The 16,327-nt window shown below is 71.5% G+C and carries 14 protein-coding genes and 2 riboswitches; of the genes, 8 read left to right on the top strand and 6 right to left on the bottom strand.

Annotation, left to right across the window (positions count from 1 at the left end; translation table 11 throughout):
• Window positions 1–656 precede the first annotated feature (656 nt).
• On the top strand, window positions 657–1,499 hold the full coding sequence (locus tag DEI94_RS12065) for an alpha/beta fold hydrolase (RefSeq protein ID WP_111027086.1): 843 nt from the start codon (window positions 657–659) through the stop codon (window positions 1,497–1,499).
• A gap of 6 nt (window positions 1,500–1,505) precedes the next feature.
• Here the strand turns inward: DEI94_RS12065 and DEI94_RS19825 are convergent, their stop codons facing one another.
• The 3 genes from DEI94_RS19825 to DEI94_RS12050 all read right to left on the bottom strand — a co-directional run bounded on the left by DEI94_RS19825 (window position 1,506) and on the right by DEI94_RS12050 (window position 2,770).
• A complete protein-coding gene (locus DEI94_RS19825) occupies window positions 1,506–1,916 on the bottom strand; it encodes an antibiotic biosynthesis monooxygenase family protein (protein ID WP_111027087.1) in 411 nt (136 codons plus the stop codon).
• A 96-nt stretch (window positions 1,917–2,012) separates the two neighbouring features.
• Window positions 2,013–2,279, bottom strand: a complete 267-nt coding sequence (locus DEI94_RS12055; protein ID WP_111013659.1) for a hypothetical protein — start codon at window positions 2,277–2,279, stop codon at window positions 2,013–2,015.
• Window positions 2,276–2,770 (bottom strand): FBP domain-containing protein, encoded by a 495-nt coding sequence (locus tag DEI94_RS12050; protein WP_111010875.1) that lies wholly within the window; start codon window positions 2,768–2,770, stop codon window positions 2,276–2,278. Before DEI94_RS12050 ends, DEI94_RS12055 begins: the two co-directional genes overlap by 4 nt.
• 220 nt (window positions 2,771–2,990) lie before the next feature.
• Here DEI94_RS12050 and DEI94_RS12045 point away from each other — a divergent pair, with 220 nt between their 5' ends.
• Window positions 2,991–3,158 carry a hypothetical protein gene (locus tag DEI94_RS12045; protein WP_181434884.1) on the top strand — a complete coding sequence of 56 codons (168 nt, stop codon included), beginning with the start codon at window positions 2,991–2,993 and terminating at the stop codon, window positions 3,156–3,158.
• Here DEI94_RS12045 and DEI94_RS12040 read toward each other — a convergent pair.
• Entirely contained in the window at window positions 3,107–3,916 is an 810-nt protein-coding gene (locus DEI94_RS12040; protein WP_111027088.1) for a M56 family metallopeptidase, read from the bottom strand. The genes DEI94_RS12045 and DEI94_RS12040 overlap by 52 nt on opposite strands.
• An 11-nt stretch (window positions 3,917–3,927) precedes the next feature.
• Window positions 3,928–4,305 carry a BlaI/MecI/CopY family transcriptional regulator gene (locus DEI94_RS12035; protein ID WP_111010873.1) on the bottom strand — a complete coding sequence of 126 codons (378 nt, stop codon included), beginning with the start codon at window positions 4,303–4,305 and terminating at the stop codon, window positions 3,928–3,930.
• A gap of 98 nt (window positions 4,306–4,403) precedes the next feature.
• A riboswitch (glycine riboswitch) is annotated at window positions 4,404–4,518 on the top strand.
• Window positions 4,519–4,626: riboswitch (glycine riboswitch) on the top strand. It abuts the riboswitch before it with no gap.
• A 49-nt stretch (window positions 4,627–4,675) separates the two neighbouring features.
• On the opposite strand from DEI94_RS12035, the gene gcvT reads away from it, so the two are divergent.
• The 3 genes from gcvT to gcvP are packed head-to-tail and all read left to right on the top strand — an operon-like array spanning window position 4,676 to window position 9,223.
• A complete protein-coding gene (gcvT, locus tag DEI94_RS12030; protein ID WP_111010872.1) occupies window positions 4,676–5,839 on the top strand; it encodes a glycine cleavage system aminomethyltransferase GcvT in 1,164 nt (387 codons plus the stop codon).
• A 2-nt stretch (window positions 5,840–5,841) separates the two neighbouring features.
• On the top strand, window positions 5,842–6,219 hold the full coding sequence (gene gcvH, locus DEI94_RS12025; RefSeq protein ID WP_111013656.1) for a glycine cleavage system protein GcvH: 378 nt from the start codon (window positions 5,842–5,844) through the stop codon (window positions 6,217–6,219).
• A 16-nt stretch (window positions 6,220–6,235) separates the two neighbouring features.
• On the top strand, window positions 6,236–9,223 hold the full coding sequence (gcvP, locus tag DEI94_RS12020; protein WP_181441835.1) for an aminomethyl-transferring glycine dehydrogenase: 2,988 nt from the start codon (window positions 6,236–6,238) through the stop codon (window positions 9,221–9,223).
• A gap of 114 nt (window positions 9,224–9,337) precedes the next feature.
• Here the strand turns inward: gcvP and DEI94_RS12015 are convergent, their stop codons facing one another.
• Window positions 9,338–11,368 (bottom strand): S9 family peptidase, encoded by a 2,031-nt coding sequence (locus DEI94_RS12015; RefSeq protein ID WP_111027090.1) that lies wholly within the window; start codon window positions 11,366–11,368, stop codon window positions 9,338–9,340.
• 338 nt (window positions 11,369–11,706) lie between these two features.
• Here DEI94_RS12015 and DEI94_RS12010 point away from each other — a divergent pair, with 338 nt between their 5' ends.
• The 3 genes from DEI94_RS12010 (at window position 11,707) to DEI94_RS12000 (ending at window position 16,323) form a co-directional block, all read left to right on the top strand.
• Window positions 11,707–13,470, top strand: a complete 1,764-nt coding sequence (locus tag DEI94_RS12010) for an ABC transporter family substrate-binding protein (protein ID WP_111027091.1) — start codon at window positions 11,707–11,709, stop codon at window positions 13,468–13,470.
• 278 nt (window positions 13,471–13,748) lie between these two features.
• A complete protein-coding gene (locus DEI94_RS12005) occupies window positions 13,749–15,275 on the top strand; it encodes an ABC transporter permease (RefSeq protein ID WP_111027092.1) in 1,527 nt (508 codons plus the stop codon).
• A gap of 31 nt (window positions 15,276–15,306) precedes the next feature.
• Window positions 15,307–16,323 (top strand): ABC transporter permease, encoded by a 1,017-nt coding sequence (locus DEI94_RS12000; protein WP_111027093.1) that lies wholly within the window; start codon window positions 15,307–15,309, stop codon window positions 16,321–16,323.
• The last annotated feature ends 4 nt before the right edge of the window (window positions 16,324–16,327 follow it).

The following is a 16,327-nucleotide window of genomic DNA, read 5'->3' as shown; positions in this document are numbered from 1 at the left end:
AGCCGGTACGGAGCAGGCGGCGGGGCGGATGAGATGGGTCCGCGGCAGAACGCCAGCTCCGAACTCTAGCACCATCGGGGCAGGACTGGAAGGGGGCGGCGCCGGTGGCGGGGTTCCTCAGCGAAGACGGCGACGAGTGCGCGCACGGCCCGCCAGCGAGGGTCGCTTCGGTCAGGAGACCGGGCGACCGCCGCTGTCGTTGCCGTGGTCCTGCGTGCCGGGGTGACGTGTGCGACCTGCGTCGGTCCAGAATCCGTACCGTGCGGCTGGGGGACGCATCCGCCGCCGCTCGGCGGATGAACGGCGCGTGTTCCGACCTACGGCACCCTCCGGCGGGGTACAGAACACTCGTTCTACCTCTGGTCTGGGGACGTGCGGGAGCTGCGGCGGACACGGCGGTCCCAATATGCTCGCAACCAATCCGGGCTTCGGGGCCCGTGGTTACGAGCGGCGATTCGGGTGCCGCCGGTGGTGGGCTCGGCTTCGGGTGTCGAGCCCCCACCCCTCCCGATCCGGTCCTCCCGGCAGGTCGAGGGCGTCGGATCTTCCTCCCGCTCCCACAGCAGGCCGCCCGATGGGCCGCTGCGCCGTCGCTCCCGGTTCGCACGTACCCCGTTGGGCCGGACCGCCACTCGTGGGCGGCCTACCGTGGCGGCATGACCCGCATCGACCAGCTCCGCCGCGGCGGCCTCGTCCTCGACGTCGACGACAGCGGCCCAGAAGACGGTCCGGTCGCGGTCCTCCTCCACGGGTTCCCCGCCGACCGGAGCACCTGGCGGGCGGTCACGCCGCTCCTGACGGCCGAGGGCCTCCGCGTCGTCGCGCCGGACCAACGCGGGTACGCGGTCGGGGCGCGACCGGAGGGACGCCGCGCGTACCGGCGCGACTGGCTCGTCGACGACGTCCTGGCGCTCGCCGACCGACTCGGCGCAGAGCGGGTCCACCTCGTCGGCCACGACTGGGGCGGGCTGGTCGCCTGGCGGCTCGCGCAGCGGGCTCCCGACCGGCTCGCGTCGCTCACGGTCCTGGCGACCCCGCACCCGCGGGCGATGGCGCTCGCGGCGGTCCGCTCCGACCAGGCCCTGCGGTCGTGGTACATCGCGGCGTTCCAGGTGCCCTGGCTCCCCGAACGGCTGCTCCGGGGGCGTCTCGTCCCGGTGCTCGAGAGCATGGGCCTCGCACGCGCCACCGCCGAGCGGTACGACCGTCGGATGCGCGAGCCGGGAGCACTGCGCGCGGCGATCGACTGGTACCGGGCACTGGCGCTGCCCACTCCGGCCGGCACGCCGCGCGTCGACCCGCTGGTCCGTGTCCCGACGTCGTACCTGTGGGGCTCCCGGGACGCGGCACTCGGTCGGGTCGCGGCCGAGGCGACCGAGCGGTACGTCGCGGCGCCCTACCGGTTCGTGGCCGTCGACGAGGACCACTGGCTGCCCGAGAACGCGGCCGCGCTCGTGGCCGAGGTGGTGCTCGACCGCGTGCGGTCCGTCACGGCGTAGCGGGTCTCAGAGCTCGACGACCTCGAACTCGAGCAGATCCGCGCCGGTCGCGACGGGGCGTCGGGCGCCGTCCTGCGCGTCGCCGTGTCCGGCGGCGGCCCCGTGCCCGGCAGGAGCACCGTGTCCGGCAGGAGCGCCGTGCTCGCCGCCCGCCGCCGCATGCCGACCGTGCGCACCCTCGGACCCACCGGCGTGCGCCGCCTTCGCGCCGTCGGCGGCCCACGCCTGGAACGACGCCTCGTCCGCCCACGTCGTGACGACGAAGTACCGGTCGTCGCCCTTCACCGGGCGGAGGAGCTGGAAGCCCTCGAAGCCGGGAGCCCCGTCGACCGCGTGTCTGCGGGCAGCGAACCGCTGCTCGAGCTCGGCGCCGGCACCGGCGGGGACGTGGATGGCGTTGATCTTGACGACGGACATGCTGCGGTGGTCCTTCCGGTCTGGAGGCGCGGTGCGGGCCGCACCCGTGCCTCCCGAACCGTAACGGGGCGCGCTGAACGCGACCGGGGCGCGGTGTCAGGCGGGCAGGACGGCTGCGCGGGCCAGGCCCAGCTCGTCCTCACGCCAGGGGCGGGCGCCGACGGTCCGCAATCCGAGCCGGGTCAGCGCGAACGCCACGTGGTCCACGACGTCGGGTTCCCACTCGCCCTCGACCCCCATGCCGAACGAGGCGATCTCGTCGTCGGCCTCATCGAGGACCGTGACGGACCACCGCCCGGCGTCGTGGCGTTCGACGGTGACCCAGCGCGCTGCGGCGAACCGGTCGGGAGCACCCGTGGTCACGCGGTCTTCATGACGTCCGCGGTGAAGTTCTGCACGCGCTGGAGCAGGGCCGCGGACCGGGCTGCGATCGTCTCGGGCGGGTTGAGGTGCGGGGGCGCCACGCGGATGAGGAGCGAGCACGCCAGGTCCTCGCAGATGTAGGACCCGATGGTGTTGCCGTTCCGGCCGGACTCGCCGGCACGCGCAGCCGAGAACAACCGGACCTGCGTGGCCGGCTGGGGTGAGTGGCAGAAGGAGCACATCGCCGCGATGCCCGGCCGGAGCGAACCGCCGGCCGCGCGGACGACGATCCCGGTGGGGCGGCCGTCCATCCAGTGGACCATGTAGCCGCGACGGGCGGCCTGCGGGTCGCGCCAACCGAGGTACTCGCGCTCGTCCCAGAGCATCTCGTGCAGACCCGGGATCGGCAGGTGGTCGAGCTCCTCCGGGGTCGCGTTGACGAACGACGATCGGATGTCGGACTCGGTGAGTGCCTTCACGGTCCCCCTCATGGTGGTGGTACTCGATCCTACCGCGCGGGCCGGACACGGCGCCCTGGTACTACCCCTGTCCGGGGGCCAGGTCAACCCCTGACTCGCCGAGAACGCTGCACGTACTGTCGAAGGACCAGAAGCGCACCGCGTGCACACCGAGCGCAGCGAGCGCCGACGTCGTCCTCGACGGGCGACGACCGACCACCGACACCCAAGCGATCAGGCACCAGGGGATCAGATGAGTCTGTACGAGTCCGAGCCGGGCGTCCCCCCGGCTCGCATCAAGACGTTCCGACAGCAGCGCCGCGAGCGCCGTTGGGGGTACCCGGTCGACGGGGACCTCGAGCCCGTGCTCTACGCCGACTTCTTCCGCGACGTCACCGGAGCTGCCCGCCACCGGCGCTGACCCGGTGTGGCCGGTCTCCGGAGTCGAGCGACCCGGACGCCGGTCAGGGGCGCCGCACCACCGACGTCACTGCGCTCGATCGCTCGGGCCACCACCTCGGCACCGACGCGTCTGGCGGCGGTGTCGTCGGCGGCGAACTCGACCAGGACCCGGGTCGCACTCGCCATGGCGCGCGCGCCGGGCACCCACGGCACCGCCCGCTCGATCGACTCCGCGACGCCGACCACGGCCGCGTGGTGCCCCGTCAGGTGCGCCGCCTCGTGTGCGACGACGGCATCGAGTTCGTCGGGACGGAGGCGCGCTGCCAGTCCGGTGCTGACGAGCACGGTGCGGTCGCGTCCGGGCACGGCGCACGCCAGGGCCCGCTCGCCCGCGACCACCGCGATCTCGGTCCCGGCGACCCGACGACGTTCCGCCGCCCCGGTTCGCAGGGCCGCGCGGACGGCCGCGTGCTCCGGCCCGGGAGGGACGCGGACGGCGACCACGAACGCGAGCACCGCGGCGACGGCGACCACGAGGTGCGCGCCGTGGGTCGGCGAGGCCGCCAGCCGGAACGGGTCCGCCCCGTGTCGACTCCCGAGCGCGACGAGCGTGACGCCCGACACGGAGCCGCCGACCCCGATGAGGACCGCGGCGCACCAGCTGACGAGCGCGGTCCGAGGGCGGTCGATCGTCCACGCCCACCGGGTGAGCAGCCGGGGTGCGGCGGCGGCCACGACGACCGCGGTCACGACGAGGGCGACGCCCCAGACGATCACGGTCGTTCCCGTCAGGACCGGGCGCGCGCGTCGATCGCGCGACGCAGGGCCTCGAGGTCGTCCGACGCCAGGGAGCCGGTGAAGCGGAGCAGCGCGGCCTCGCGGTCGCTCGACGCGGCGAGCGCGGACTCCATGAGGGACGCGGCGTGATCGGCGCGGGAGCGGCTCGCGCGGAACCGCAGGGGGGCGTCGGCCTGTTCGTCGCGGAGCACCCCGCCCTTCCGCCCGAGGCGCTCGAGCACCGTCAGCACGGTGGTCAGCGCGGGTCGTGGTTCGTCGCAGCGGTCGAGGACCTCACGCGCGGTGAGCCCGTCGGGGCCCGCGGACCAGAGCACGTCGAGCACCGCCTGCTCGAGCTGCCCACGCGGGCGCGATCGCTGTCCGGCCACGCGGTGATCCTACGAGATGTCGAACGACCGGCCGGCCTCGTCACGAGGCCGTAACACGGCGTTGGTACCATCGGGGCCACAACAGCACACCGGGCCGCCCACACCCTGCGGGAGAGTCCGATCACGAGCGCGCCGAGCTGGCGACCGCGAGACCGGACACCGAAGGAGCAACCTCCCCGTCAATCTCTCAGGTCGTACGACCGCAGGGGTCAGGCCACTCTGAAAAGCAGGGCGCCGTCACGGCGTGCCCTCGCCCACGGTGAAAGCCGACCGCCTCCGACCGGTCGGCGAAACTCTCAGGCACATGACAGAGGGGGAGTTCCGACCGGCGTCCCCGCCGGGACGCGTCGACGCAGGAGAACTCCACCCCATGACCGATCCGACCCCGTCGGGCAGTGCCGGACCATCGGTGCACCGCCGATCCCCACTCCACGAGGCCCATGCCGCCGCCGGCGCCACGTTCACGGACTTCGCGGGCTGGCAGATGCCCGTCCGGTACAGCTCCGACCTCGCCGAGCACCACGCCGTGCGCAGCGCGGCGGGGCTGTTCGACCTCTCGCACATGGCGGAGATCGGTGTCCAGGGGCCCGACGCCGGCGCGTACCTCGACGCCGCGCTCGCGGGCAAGCACGCCACGATGCCCGTCGGTCGGGCGAAGTACTCGCTGCTCCTGACCGACGACGGCGGCGTGCTCGACGACGTCGTCGTGTACCGCACCGAGGACGACGCGTTCCTCGTCGTCGCGAACGCCGCCAACCGCGACGTCGCCGTCGCCGCGCTGCGCGACCGCGCGGTGGGCCACGACGTCGAGGTCACGGACGACAGCGACACGACGGCCCTCGTCGCGATCCAGGGCCCGGCCGCCGCGGGCACGCTGGACGCGCTCGTCGTCGCCGATCGTCTGCAGCCCGAGACGCCGCTCGACGAGCTCCGCTACTACCGCGTCCTGCACGCCTCGTTCGACCTGCAGGACGTCCTCATCGCCCGCACCGGCTACACGGGCGAGGACGGCTTCGAGATCTACTGCCCCACCGACCTGGCGCCCGTGCTCTGGGACGCCCTGCTCGACGCCGGTGCCGACCGCGGCGTCGTGCCCGCCGGGCTCGCCGCACGCGACACGCTCCGGCTCGAGGCCGGGATGCCGCTGTACGGCCACGAACTCGACACCACCGTGCGTCCCGCGCAGGCCGGACTCGGTCGCGTCGTCGCGATGGACACGGAATTCGTCGGGAGGGCCGGGGTCACGCCCGCCACCGACGCCCCGCTCCTCGTCGGGCTCGTCATGGAGGGTCGCCGTGCCGCCCGTGCCGGTTACCCGGTGCTCGACGGCGGCCAGACCGTCGGCACGGTCACCTCGGGCGCCCTGTCACCGACGCTCGGGCACCCCGTCGCCATGGCGTACGTCGACCCTGCGGTCGCCACCCCGGGCACCGTCCTGCGTGTCGACGTGCGCGGCACCGCCGTCCCGGCGACCGTCTCCGAACTCCCCTTCTACCGCCGCCCCGCCAGCGCCGCCCCAGGCCAGAAAGGCTGACCATGACCGACATCACCGCGCTCCGCTACACCAAGGACCACGAGTGGCTCCTCGTCGAGGGTGACGTCGTCACCGTCGGCATCACCCAGTTCGCCGCGGACCAGCTCGGCGACGTCGTGTTCGTCGAGCTCCCCGAGGTCGGCACCACCGCGACGGCCGGACAGACCCTCGGCGAGATCGAGTCGACGAAGAGCGTCGGTGAGCTGTTCTCGCCGATCGAGGGCACCGTCGTCGAGCGCAACGACGCCGTCGTGGACACCCCGGACCTCGTCAACCAGGACCCCTTCGGTGGGGCCTGGCTCGTCAAGATCCAGGTCGACGGCACCAGCTTCCCCGAGGACCTCATGGACCACGAGGCGTACGCCGCCTTCGCGGGCTGATCGGATGGACGAGGACATGACCCAGCACGACCGGACCCCGCAGGCCGACCAGAACCTGCAGACCACCTTCGCCGACCGCCACATCGGCACGGGCGCGGCCGACCAGCGCCTCATGCTCGAGACCGTCGGGTACGACTCCCTCGACGCGCTCGTCCGCGCGGCCGTCCCCGCCGCGATCCACGCCGAGCCCGTCGTCGACTCGGTGATCCCCGGTGCCGTCGGCGAGACCGAGGCGCTCGCGGAGCTCCGTCGGATGGCGGCACGGAACACCGTGCGCCGCCCGATGATCGGACTCGGCTACCACGGCACCCACACGCCCGCCGTCATCCAGCGGAACGTGCTCGAGAACCCGAGCTGGTACACGGCCTACACGCCGTACCAGCCGGAGATCTCGCAGGGCCGGCTGGAGGCGCTCATCAACTTCCAGACGATGGTCGCCGACCTGACGGGCATGGCCACCGCGGGCGCCTCGATGCTCGACGAGGGCACCGCGGTCGTCGAGGGCATGCTGCTCGCCCGCCGGGCCTCGAAGGTCCGCGGGGACGTGTTCCTCGTCGACCGGGACGTCCTGCCGCAGACCATGGCGCTGCTCGAGCACCGGGCCGAGGCCGTCGGCATCACCCTGCGCACGTTCGACGTCGCCGGGGGACCGGACCAGGTCGACGTCGAGGGCGCCTTCGGACTCGTCGTGCAGTACCCGGGCGCGTCCGGCCGGGTCGTCGACCCCGCGTCGGTGATCGAGCGGATCCACGACGGGGGCGGCATCGCCGTCGTCGCGGCGGACCTGCTCGCGATGACGCTCCTCGCGTCGCCCGGTGACCTCGGCGCGGACGTCGCCGTCGGCACCACCCAGCGCTTCGGCGTGCCGCTCGGCTTCGGTGGACCGCACGCCGGCTACCTCGCCGTCCGCGCGGGCCTCGAGCGGCAGCTGCCCGGTCGCCTCGTCGGGGTGTCCTTCGACGCGGACGGTGGCATGGCCTACCGCCTCAGCCTGCAGACCCGCGAGCAGCACATCCGGCGCGAGAAGGCGACGAGCAACATCTGCACCGCGCAGGTGCTCCTCGCCGTCATGGCCTCGATGTACGCCGTCTACCACGGCCCCGAGGGCCTGCGGTTCATCGCCGACCGGGTCGCCCGCACGACCGCCGCGATCGCCGACGCGGCTCGTGCCGCCGAGATCGGCGTGCCCGTCGACGCCTGGTTCGACACACTGACGCTCCGCGCCCCCGGCCGGGCCGCCGCGATCGTCGACGCGGCGCGCGACCGCGGGTACCTCCTGCACCTCGTCGACGCGGACACCCTCCAGCTCTCGGCGGACGAGACGACCACGCCCGAGGACGTCGCAGCGCTCGCCGCCGTGTTCCGCGACGTCGCCGCAGCCGACTCGGAGGCCTCCGAGTCGGCCGCGTCGACCATGACCGTCCCGATGGCGGAGGCCGCCGTGCGTGACGCCACCCCGGGCCTCCCGGCCGCGCTGCGGCGCGAGTCGGCGTACCTGACGCACCCCGTGTTCCAGGCGCACCGCAGCGAGACCCGGATGATGCGGTACCTCAAGCACCTCGCCGACAAGGACTACGCGCTCGACCGCGGCATGATCCCGCTCGGCAGCTGCACGATGAAGCTCAACGCCGCGACCGAGATGGCCGCCGTCACCTGGCCGGAGTTCGCGGGGATCCACCCGTTCGCGCCGCGTGAGGACGTCGCCGGGTACCTGTCGATGATCGCCGACCTGGAGTCGTGGCTCGCCGAGGTCACCGGGTACGACACCGTCTCGGTGCAGCCGAACGCCGGGAGCCAGGGTGAGCTCGCCGGACTCCTGGCCATCCGCGGGTACCACCGCGCCAACGGGGACACCGCACGCACGGTCTGCCTCATCCCGCAGAGCGCGCACGGGACGAACGCCGCGAGCGCCGTGCTCGCGGGCATGCGCGTGGTCGTTGTGGCGTGCGACGAGGACGGCAACGTCGACCTCGCCGACCTCCGCGCCAAGACGGAGCAGCACCGGGACGACCTGGCCGCGCTCATGATCACCTACCCGTCGACCCACGGTGTGTACGAGCACGAGATCCGCGCGATCTGCGACGCCGTGCACGACGCGGGTGGGCAGGTCTACGTCGACGGCGCGAACCTCAACGCGCTGCTCGGGCACGCGCGCTTCGGCGACTTCGGCGGCGACGTCTCGCACCTCAACCTGCACAAGACGTTCTGCATCCCGCACGGCGGCGGCGGACCCGGTGTCGGACCGGTGGCCGCCAGGGCCCACCTGGCCCCGTTCCTCCCCGGCCATCCGTTCGCGCAGGACGCCGACCGTCGCCCCGGCTCGGTCACGGCGGGCGGCGCGGACCGGCTCGCGCACGGCGGCGGCCCCGTCTCGGCGGCGCCGTACGGCAGCCCGAGCATCCTGCCCATCACGTGGACCTACGTCCGCATGATGGGCGTCGAGGGGCTCACGCGCGCCACCGAGTCGGCCGTGCTCGGCGCGAACTACCTGGCCGCGAAGCTGCGCGACGCGTTCCCCGTCCTCTACACGGGCGACGACGGCCTCGTCGCGCACGAGTGCATCCTCGACCTCCGGCCGTTGCGCGAGGCGACCGGCATCACCGTGGACGACGTCGCGAAGCGCCTGATCGACTACGGGTTCCACGCACCGACGATGTCGTTCCCGGTCGCGGGCACGCTCATGGTCGAGCCGACCGAGAGCGAGGACCTGGCGGAGCTCGACCGGTTCGTCGACGCCATGCTCGCGATCCGTGCCGAGGCCGACGAGGTCGCCGCGGGCACCTGGCCGGCCGACGACAACCCGCTCGTCGGGGCGCCGCACACCGCGTCGAGCGTCATCGCGGGGGAGTGGGCGCACGCCTACACGCGTGAGCAGGCCGTCTACCCGCTGCCGGGCATCGCCGGTCGCAAGTACTGGCCGCCCGTGCGCCGGATCGACCAGGCGTACGGGGACCGCAACCTCGTGTGCGCCTGCCCGCCGATCGAGGCGTTCGCGCAGGCCTGATCAGCCCGTCCGGTCGGCCGGGCTGGCCCGGCTCGGCGCCGGGAGTGCAGAACACGCCGCTCACCTCGCGAGGTGAGCGGCGTGTTCTGCACTCTCGCCGGACGGGGACGGCCGTCAGACGACCGGCAGGTGCGTGTTCCACCAACGGAGGACGTGGTCGAACCGCTGCACCCGGTGGCTCGGGCGCCCGGACCGGGACAGCTCGTGGCCCTCGCCCGGGAACAGCAGGAACTCGGCCTCCACCCCTGCCCGGCGCAGGGCGACGAACTGGCGCTGCCCCTGCTCGAGCGGGCACCGCCAGTCCTGCTCGGAGTGCGCGACCATGAACGGCATCATCACGTCCTCCGCGTAGGTCAGGGGGCTCTGGCGGCGCTGGTCCTCCGGGTCCGCGCCGACGTACGCCTCGGCGAAGAACCATCCGATGTCCGAGCTGCCGGCGAACGAGTCCCAGGCGTTGACGGCCCGCTCGCTCCAGGCAGCCGTGAACCGCTCGGGCTCGCGGGCGGCGATCCAGCTCGTCATGAACCCGCCGTACGAGCCGCCCATGATCCCGACCCGCGAGGCGTCGAGGTCGTCCCGCTCGAGCGCCACGTCGAGCAGCGCCAGGACGTCGTCGACGTCGACGGTGCCGAGGCGCCCGATGATCGCCTGGCCGTGGTCGAAGCCGTACCCGGCCGACCCGCGTGGGTTGCCGAGGACGACCGCGTACCCGGCTGCGGCGTAGACCTGCGCCTCGTCGAACACCGCCCGGTCCTGCTGCGCGAACGGGCCGCCGTGCACGACGCGGAGCACGGGGTGGGGGCCCTCGCCCTCGGGCAGGACGAGCCAGCCGTGCACCTCGTGTCCGTCGGGAGCGGTGCCGACGAGTTCCTCGACGGGCCGCAGTCCCACAGCGCGGAGGCCGGCGCCGAGATCGCTCAGGGTCTCGACGGAGCCGGCCGCGGTGTCGATGAGCACGACCTCCCCGGCGCTGTCCGGCAGGCCGACCGTGGCGATGACGACGTCCTCGCCGATCGCGGTGATCGCCCGCACCACGACGTCGCCGCCGTGCAGCACGGGGAGGGCGTCGAGGGGCAGCGGCTCCGCGCCGGTGCTCGCGTCGTCGTCCGCGGTGCTCGCGGTGGCGTCCGTGGTCCACGGGACGGCACGGAGCTCGACCGCCCCGCGGTGCAGCACCCCGACGAGCACGTCACCGCTGCGCGGGACGAGGAGGCCCGGCCCCACCTCGAGGTCGACGGTGCGGTGGTCCGTCAGGCGGCGGGCACGGACGGGGTCGCCGCTGGTGCGCGCCGCGTACAGCCCGGTCGGGACCGCGACGATCCCCTGCGTCCGGTCGGTCCCGAGGAAGAAGAGGGTGCCGTCGGGTCCGAACTGCGGTGCGGCCGCGGTGCCGTCGGACTCGACGAGCAGCGTGATCGCGCCCGAGACCGCGTCGACCCGGTAGAGGTCGCTCTCGGTCGTCTCGGCGGCGCCGGCGTCACGCGGGGCGCTCACCACGAGCGCGGTGCCGTCCGGCGTCCACGTGGGGTCGCTCACCGCGGTGGTGTCATCGGTGATCGCGGTCTCGACGGGGTCTCCCGTGAGGGCGGCGGCCACGTCGACGACCACGAGACGCCGCAGACGGTCGCGGAGGAACCCGACGCCGTCCTGGCGGTAGTCGAGTCGGGTGATGTGCCGCGGTGGCTCGGCCGAGGCGTCCGCGGCGGTGCCGTTCGCGGTCGGGGTGCCGTAACGGCCGGGTTCGGGGATCCGGGCCGTCGTGGCGATCCGTGTGGAGTCGGGGGACCACACCGGGGCCTCGGCGCCGAGCGGCAGGGCCGTGACCACCCGGCCCTCCCCGCCGGCCGTGGGCATCACGACGAGTTGCGGGTGGGCGTCCGGGCCGGTGCCGCCGACGCGACGGAGGAACGTGACCCACCTGCCGTCGGGCGAGATGGACGGGGCGCCGTCGTGCGGGCCGTGGGTCCAGTCGGTCGTGGTCCACCGCCCGTCGGCGGCCGCGAGACGCACGACGTGGCCGACGTTCTCGTCCGCGTCGAGGTCGGGACGGGTGAGGCCCACGAGCAGCGGGGCCCCGGAGCGGGGGTCGGCGACGGCGGCGGCGCGGGACGGCATGACGAGGTGGGCGATGTCGGAGGGGTGCATGGTGCAACGCTAATCACCGGTCGGCGGGAGGGGGAGTGGGGGCGTACCCCGGTCCTCCCGGACGGCAGGAGACGGACGGCGTGCGGTGCGGTTCGTGCGGATCGGTCCCGCGACGTGCCGCGCGGACGCGTGAGCGCAAGCAGAATCATTGCGAATCAGTGAACCAGAAGCAACGAAACGGCGGCCGGTGCATGGATCCTGCGCCGTCATTTCCGGTGTGTAACAAGTTCCCGCTGGATTTTGAGGTGCTCGCGAGGCCCACCTATGGTTCTTTGCGAACGCGCCGGTGCGCCCTGCCGCCAGCGGTTCGATCACATTCCATCCAGGAGGATCACAGAGTGAACATCACCAAGAGGCGGTGGCGACAGGTCATCGGATCCGTCGCGATCGCGGGCTCGGCTGCCGTCGTGCTTGCCGGTTGCACCACCTCGACGTCGAGCGACAGCGAGACGTCGAGCTCGGGCGGCACCGTGACGGTCGCTGAGGTGAACGAGGCGACCTCGTTCAACTACAACACCCCGCAGGGCAACCTGGACACCAACGGGTTCATCTGGCAGCTCACGCAGCCCCAGTTCATGACCCTCGGCACGAATTACAAGGTCGAGCCGAACACCGACCTCGGCACGTACAAGAAGATCAGCAGCTCCCCGCTGAAGGTCCGGTACACGCTGAACAAGAACGCCAAGTGGTCGGACGGCAAGCCGATGACCTCGGACGACCTCCTCCTCGGATGGGCGCAGTCGTCGGGCTACTACGAGTCGGCCACCACCGACGCGGACGGCAACGTCACCAAGGGCACGCAGTACTTCGCGTCCGCCGCCGGCTACCCGTTCCAGACGGACTACCCGACGAACATCACGAAGCAGTCGATCACCATCACGTACAAGAAGCCGTACGTCGACTGGAACCTCGTGAACCCGATCCAGTTCCCCGCGCACGTCGTGTCGCAGGAGGCCGGTGTCTCCGAGTCCGCGTTCGTCAAGGCGCTCAAGGACACCCCCGCCGGCAACACGGCGAGCCCGGCCCCGGCGAACGACACCCTCAAGAAGGTCGCGAGCTTCATCAACACCGGTTACGACCAGACGAGCCTGCCGAGCGACAAGAAGCTCCTCGTCTCGGGCGGCCCGCTCCAGGTCAGCGCCTGGACGCCGAAGCAGTCGATGACCTTCAGCAAGAACCCGTACTACAAGGGCAAGCACGAGGTCCAGTTCAACAAGCTCGTCATGCGCTTCATCGGTGACGCCAACGCCCAGGTCACGGCCCTGCAGAACGGCGAGGTCGACGCGATCCAGCCGCAGGCCTCGGCCGACACGGTCAAGGCGCTGAAGCAGGCGTCCGGCATCACGATCCAGCAGGGCAGCCAGGTCGCCTACGACCACCTCGACCTCAACTTCGGTTCGAGCGTGTTCAAGGACGAGAACGTCCGCAAGGCGTTCCTCATGACCATCCCGCGTCAGCAGATCCTCGACTCGATCGTCACCCCGATCAACAAGAGCGCCAAGGTCCTGAACTCGCAGCTGTTCCTGCCGGGTCAGAAGGGCTACGACGAGGCGGTCAAGGACAACAACTCCGACGAGTACAACAAGGTCGACATCGCCGGCGCCAAGAAGCTCCTCAACGGCGCGACGCCGACGGTCAAGATCCTCTACAACACCGAGAACCCGAACCGTGTCGACACGTTCCAGGCCATCCAGGCCTCGGCGGCGAAGGCCGGCTTCAAGGTGGTCGACGGTGGCTCGCCCGACTGGAGCTCGCTCCTCACCGGCGGCAACTACGACGCCTCGCTGTTCGGTTGGGTGAACCCGGGTGCGGGCAACGCGGCGGTCCCGCAGCTGTTCCAGACCGGCAACTCCGGCAACTACAACCGGTTCGCGGACGAGAAGGCCTCGAAGCTCGCGGTCGACACGCAGACGACCCTCGACGCGTCGAAGCTGCAGTCCATGAAGGTCGACATCGACAAGATCTCGTTCAACGACGCCTACGGTCTGCCGCTGTTCCAGCTCCCCGGCATCTTCGCCACGAACTCCACGCTCCACGGCGTGAAGTACTTCGGCGGCCAGAACGGGATCTTCTGGAACGTGTGGGACTGGACCAAGGGCTGATCCCCAGGACCACCGCATCCTGAGCACCACCGCGGCGGGGGCGCCGGGCTCGACGAGTCCGGCGCCCTCCCGTGTGGGCGGGCGGGGACGCCCTGCGATCCCCGCCCCGCCCCGTCGGTCACTCCGGCGGCCCCCCGCCTGAGCGACCCTGCAGCACCGCCCCGTCCGGCGCCCCAACCGGGCTCGTCGGGCTCAGCGGCACCCGTTACCCTTGGTCGGCGCGTCACGAACGTGATCGACCGTTGCACCCTTCCCACACCGGAGAGGCCCCTTCGCCCATGGTGAGCTTCATCGCGAGACGGATCCTCGTCTCGGTCCTCATCCTCATCGCCGCCTCGTTCATCATGTACAACCTGGCGGCGATCGCGGGGAACCCCCTGCAGGACCTCCAGGGGAGCAACTCCCCGAACCGCGCAGCGCTCATCGCCGCGCGCGTCGCGACGCAGCACCTCGACGTCATCCCGCCGCTCCGCTGGGGGATCTGGATCGGTGGCGTGGGCAAGTGCGTCATCGGACAGTGCGACCTCGGCACGACGTTCCACAACCAGCCGGTGACCCAGCTCCTGCCCCAGGCGATGCAGTCGACGCTCCAGCTCGTCACCTTCTCGTTCGTGCTCGCGATCATCTTCGGCATCGGGCTCGGGATCGTCACCGCGCTCCGCGCTTACTCGGGCTTCGACTACGGCGTCACGCTCGTCAGCTTCTTCCTGTACTCCCTGCCGTCGTTCCTCATGGCGGTCCTGCTCAAGTCGTTCGTCGCGCTCGACTACAACAACTTCCTCGCGAAGCCGCACATCGCCGTCACGACGCTCATCGTCATCGCCGTCGTGCTCGGGGCGATCGTGCAACTCGTCGTCGGAGGCGACGCCCGCCGCCGCGCCATCGTCTTCGGCCTGACGGCCGTGGTGACCGCGGGCATGCTCCTGCTCATGGAGGCCACCGGCTGGTTCAACGACCCGTCGCTGGGTCCGGCGTTCGTGATCCTGTTCAGCGCGGGTCTCGGACTCGCGATGGTGACGATGCTCGCCGGCACCAGGAACAACCGTGCCTGGCTCGTCGGCGGCATCAACGTCCTCATCGCGATCATCTGCTACTTCACGCTGCAGGGCCTGCTCAACGTCTCGTCCGGCGGCACGATCTTCATCCTCGCGGTCGCGGCGGTGGTCGTCGGTCTCGCTTCCGGGTACTTCGTCGGTGGGCACGACCGCGGCCTGATGATGCGCATCGGTGCGCTGACCGCGTTCCTGACGGCCGGGGTGATCGTGCTCGACCGCTTCATGCGCTCGTGGCACAACTACTCGATCAACTTCGTGGGCGGCCGACCGATCGCGACCGTCGGATCGGGCACCCCGGGCCTCCAGGCCGACTTCTGGATCACGGGTCTCGACACCTACACGCACCTGCTGCTGCCGTCGATCAGCCTCCTGCTCATCAGCTTCGCGTCGTACACGCGCTACTCGCGGTCCGGCATGCTCGAGGTCCTCGAGCAGGACTACGTGCGGACGGCCCGTGCGAAGGGCCTCCCGGAGCGGACCGTCATCGTCCGGCATGCGCTGCGGAACATGCTCATCCCGATCGCGACGCTCGTCGCGACGGACATCGGCGCCCTGCTCGGTGGCGCGATCATCACCGAGACCGTGTTCGCGATCTCCGGCATGGGCGCCCTGTTCAACAGCGGGCTGTCGATCACGGACGTCAATCCGGTGATGGGGTACTTCCTCGTGATCGCCATCACCGCGATCGTCTTCAACTTCCTCGCCGACCTCGCCTACTCGGTGCTCGACCCGCGGGTGCGCGTCCGATGAGCACGGCAACGACCAACACGGAGGACATGCGATGAGCACCCTGCAGGGCGGCGCCCCGCTCGAGCCGAACATCAGCGACGGCTTCGACGACGCGGCCTCCGGTCAGGAACACGAGCCCGGCGAGAGCCAGGGCCGCATCATCCTGCGTCGGTTCCTCGGGAACAAGCTCGCGGTGATCTCGCTGGTCGTCTACGTGCTCGTGATCCTGTTCAGCATCTCGGCGATCGGACTCGGTCCCATCCCGGGGTGGTGGCACTACTCGTACAAGGCGCTCAACCCGCTCGTCGGCGGCGGCGCCCCGAGCAGCGACCACCCGTTCGGCCAGGACCGCATCGGCAAGGACTACTTCGCGCTCACCATGCGGGGCATCCAGAACTCGGTGCTCGTCATGGTCGTGATCGGCGTCTTCGCGACCTTCATCGGCGTGGTCGTCGGCGCGGTCGCGGGGTACTTCCGCGGCAAGACCGACGCGATCCTCATGCGCATCACCGACATCTTCATCGTGATCCCGGCGATCGTCATCGGCGCCGTCGTCGGCAAGACGGCGAACGGCCTCGGGGCGTGGGGTCTCGCGCTGCTGCTCGGACTCGTGTCGTGGATGGTCATCGCCCGACTCGTGCGCGCCGAGTTCCTGTCGCTCCGCGAGCGTGAGTTCGTCGAGGCGGCCCGCGTCGCCGGCGCGTCCGACATCCGGATCATCTTCCGGCACATCCTGCCGAACGCGATCGGCGTGATCATCGTCTCCGCGACCCTGCTCATCGCCACCGCGATCCTGCTCGAGACCGCCCTGAGCTACCTCGGCTACGGCATCAAGGCGCCCGACTCGTCGCTCGGTCTCCTCATCAGCCAGAACCAGTCGGCGTTCCAGACGCGGCCGTACCTGTTCTGGTGGCCGGCCTCGTTCATCGTGCTGCTCGCCCTGTGCGTGAACTTCGTCGGTGACGGCCTGCGCGACGCGTTCGACCCGCGCTCGAAGCGGTTCAGCATCCGTCGCACCAAGGAGCGCGAGCTCCACAACTCCTCCGAGTCGGAGATGATCAGCGCGTGACCGC

This window comes from Curtobacterium sp. MCBD17_040 (assembly GCF_003234805.2).
Taxonomy (GTDB): domain Bacteria; phylum Actinomycetota; class Actinomycetes; order Actinomycetales; family Microbacteriaceae; genus Curtobacterium.
This window is presented reverse-complemented; position numbering and strand designations above follow the sequence as displayed.

What these genes read in the sequence shown, in the direction of transcription:
- DEI94_RS12065 (WP_111027086.1), top strand. Translation starts at nt 657, where the DNA reads ATGACCCGCATCGACCAGCTCCGCCGCGGCGGCCTCGTCCTCGACGTC.
- DEI94_RS19825 (WP_111027087.1), bottom strand. Translation starts at nt 1,916, where the DNA reads ATGTCCGTCGTCAAGATCAACGCCATCCACGTCCCCGCCGGTGCCGGC.
- DEI94_RS12050 (WP_111010875.1), bottom strand. Translation starts at nt 2,770, where the DNA reads ATGAGGGGGACCGTGAAGGCACTCACCGAGTCCGACATCCGATCGTCG.
- DEI94_RS12045 (WP_181434884.1), top strand. Translation starts at nt 2,991, where the DNA reads ATGAGTCTGTACGAGTCCGAGCCGGGCGTCCCCCCGGCTCGCATCAAG.
- gcvT (WP_111010872.1), top strand. Translation starts at nt 4,676, where the DNA reads ATGACCGATCCGACCCCGTCGGGCAGTGCCGGACCATCGGTGCACCGC.
- gcvH (WP_111013656.1), top strand. Translation starts at nt 5,842, where the DNA reads ATGACCGACATCACCGCGCTCCGCTACACCAAGGACCACGAGTGGCTC.
- gcvP (WP_181441835.1), top strand. Translation starts at nt 6,236, where the DNA reads ATGACCCAGCACGACCGGACCCCGCAGGCCGACCAGAACCTGCAGACC.
- DEI94_RS12015 (WP_111027090.1), bottom strand. Translation starts at nt 11,368, where the DNA reads ATGCACCCCTCCGACATCGCCCACCTCGTCATGCCGTCCCGCGCCGCC.
- DEI94_RS12005 (WP_111027092.1), top strand. Translation starts at nt 13,749, where the DNA reads ATGGTGAGCTTCATCGCGAGACGGATCCTCGTCTCGGTCCTCATCCTC.
- DEI94_RS12000 (WP_111027093.1), top strand. Translation starts at nt 15,307, where the DNA reads ATGAGCACCCTGCAGGGCGGCGCCCCGCTCGAGCCGAACATCAGCGAC.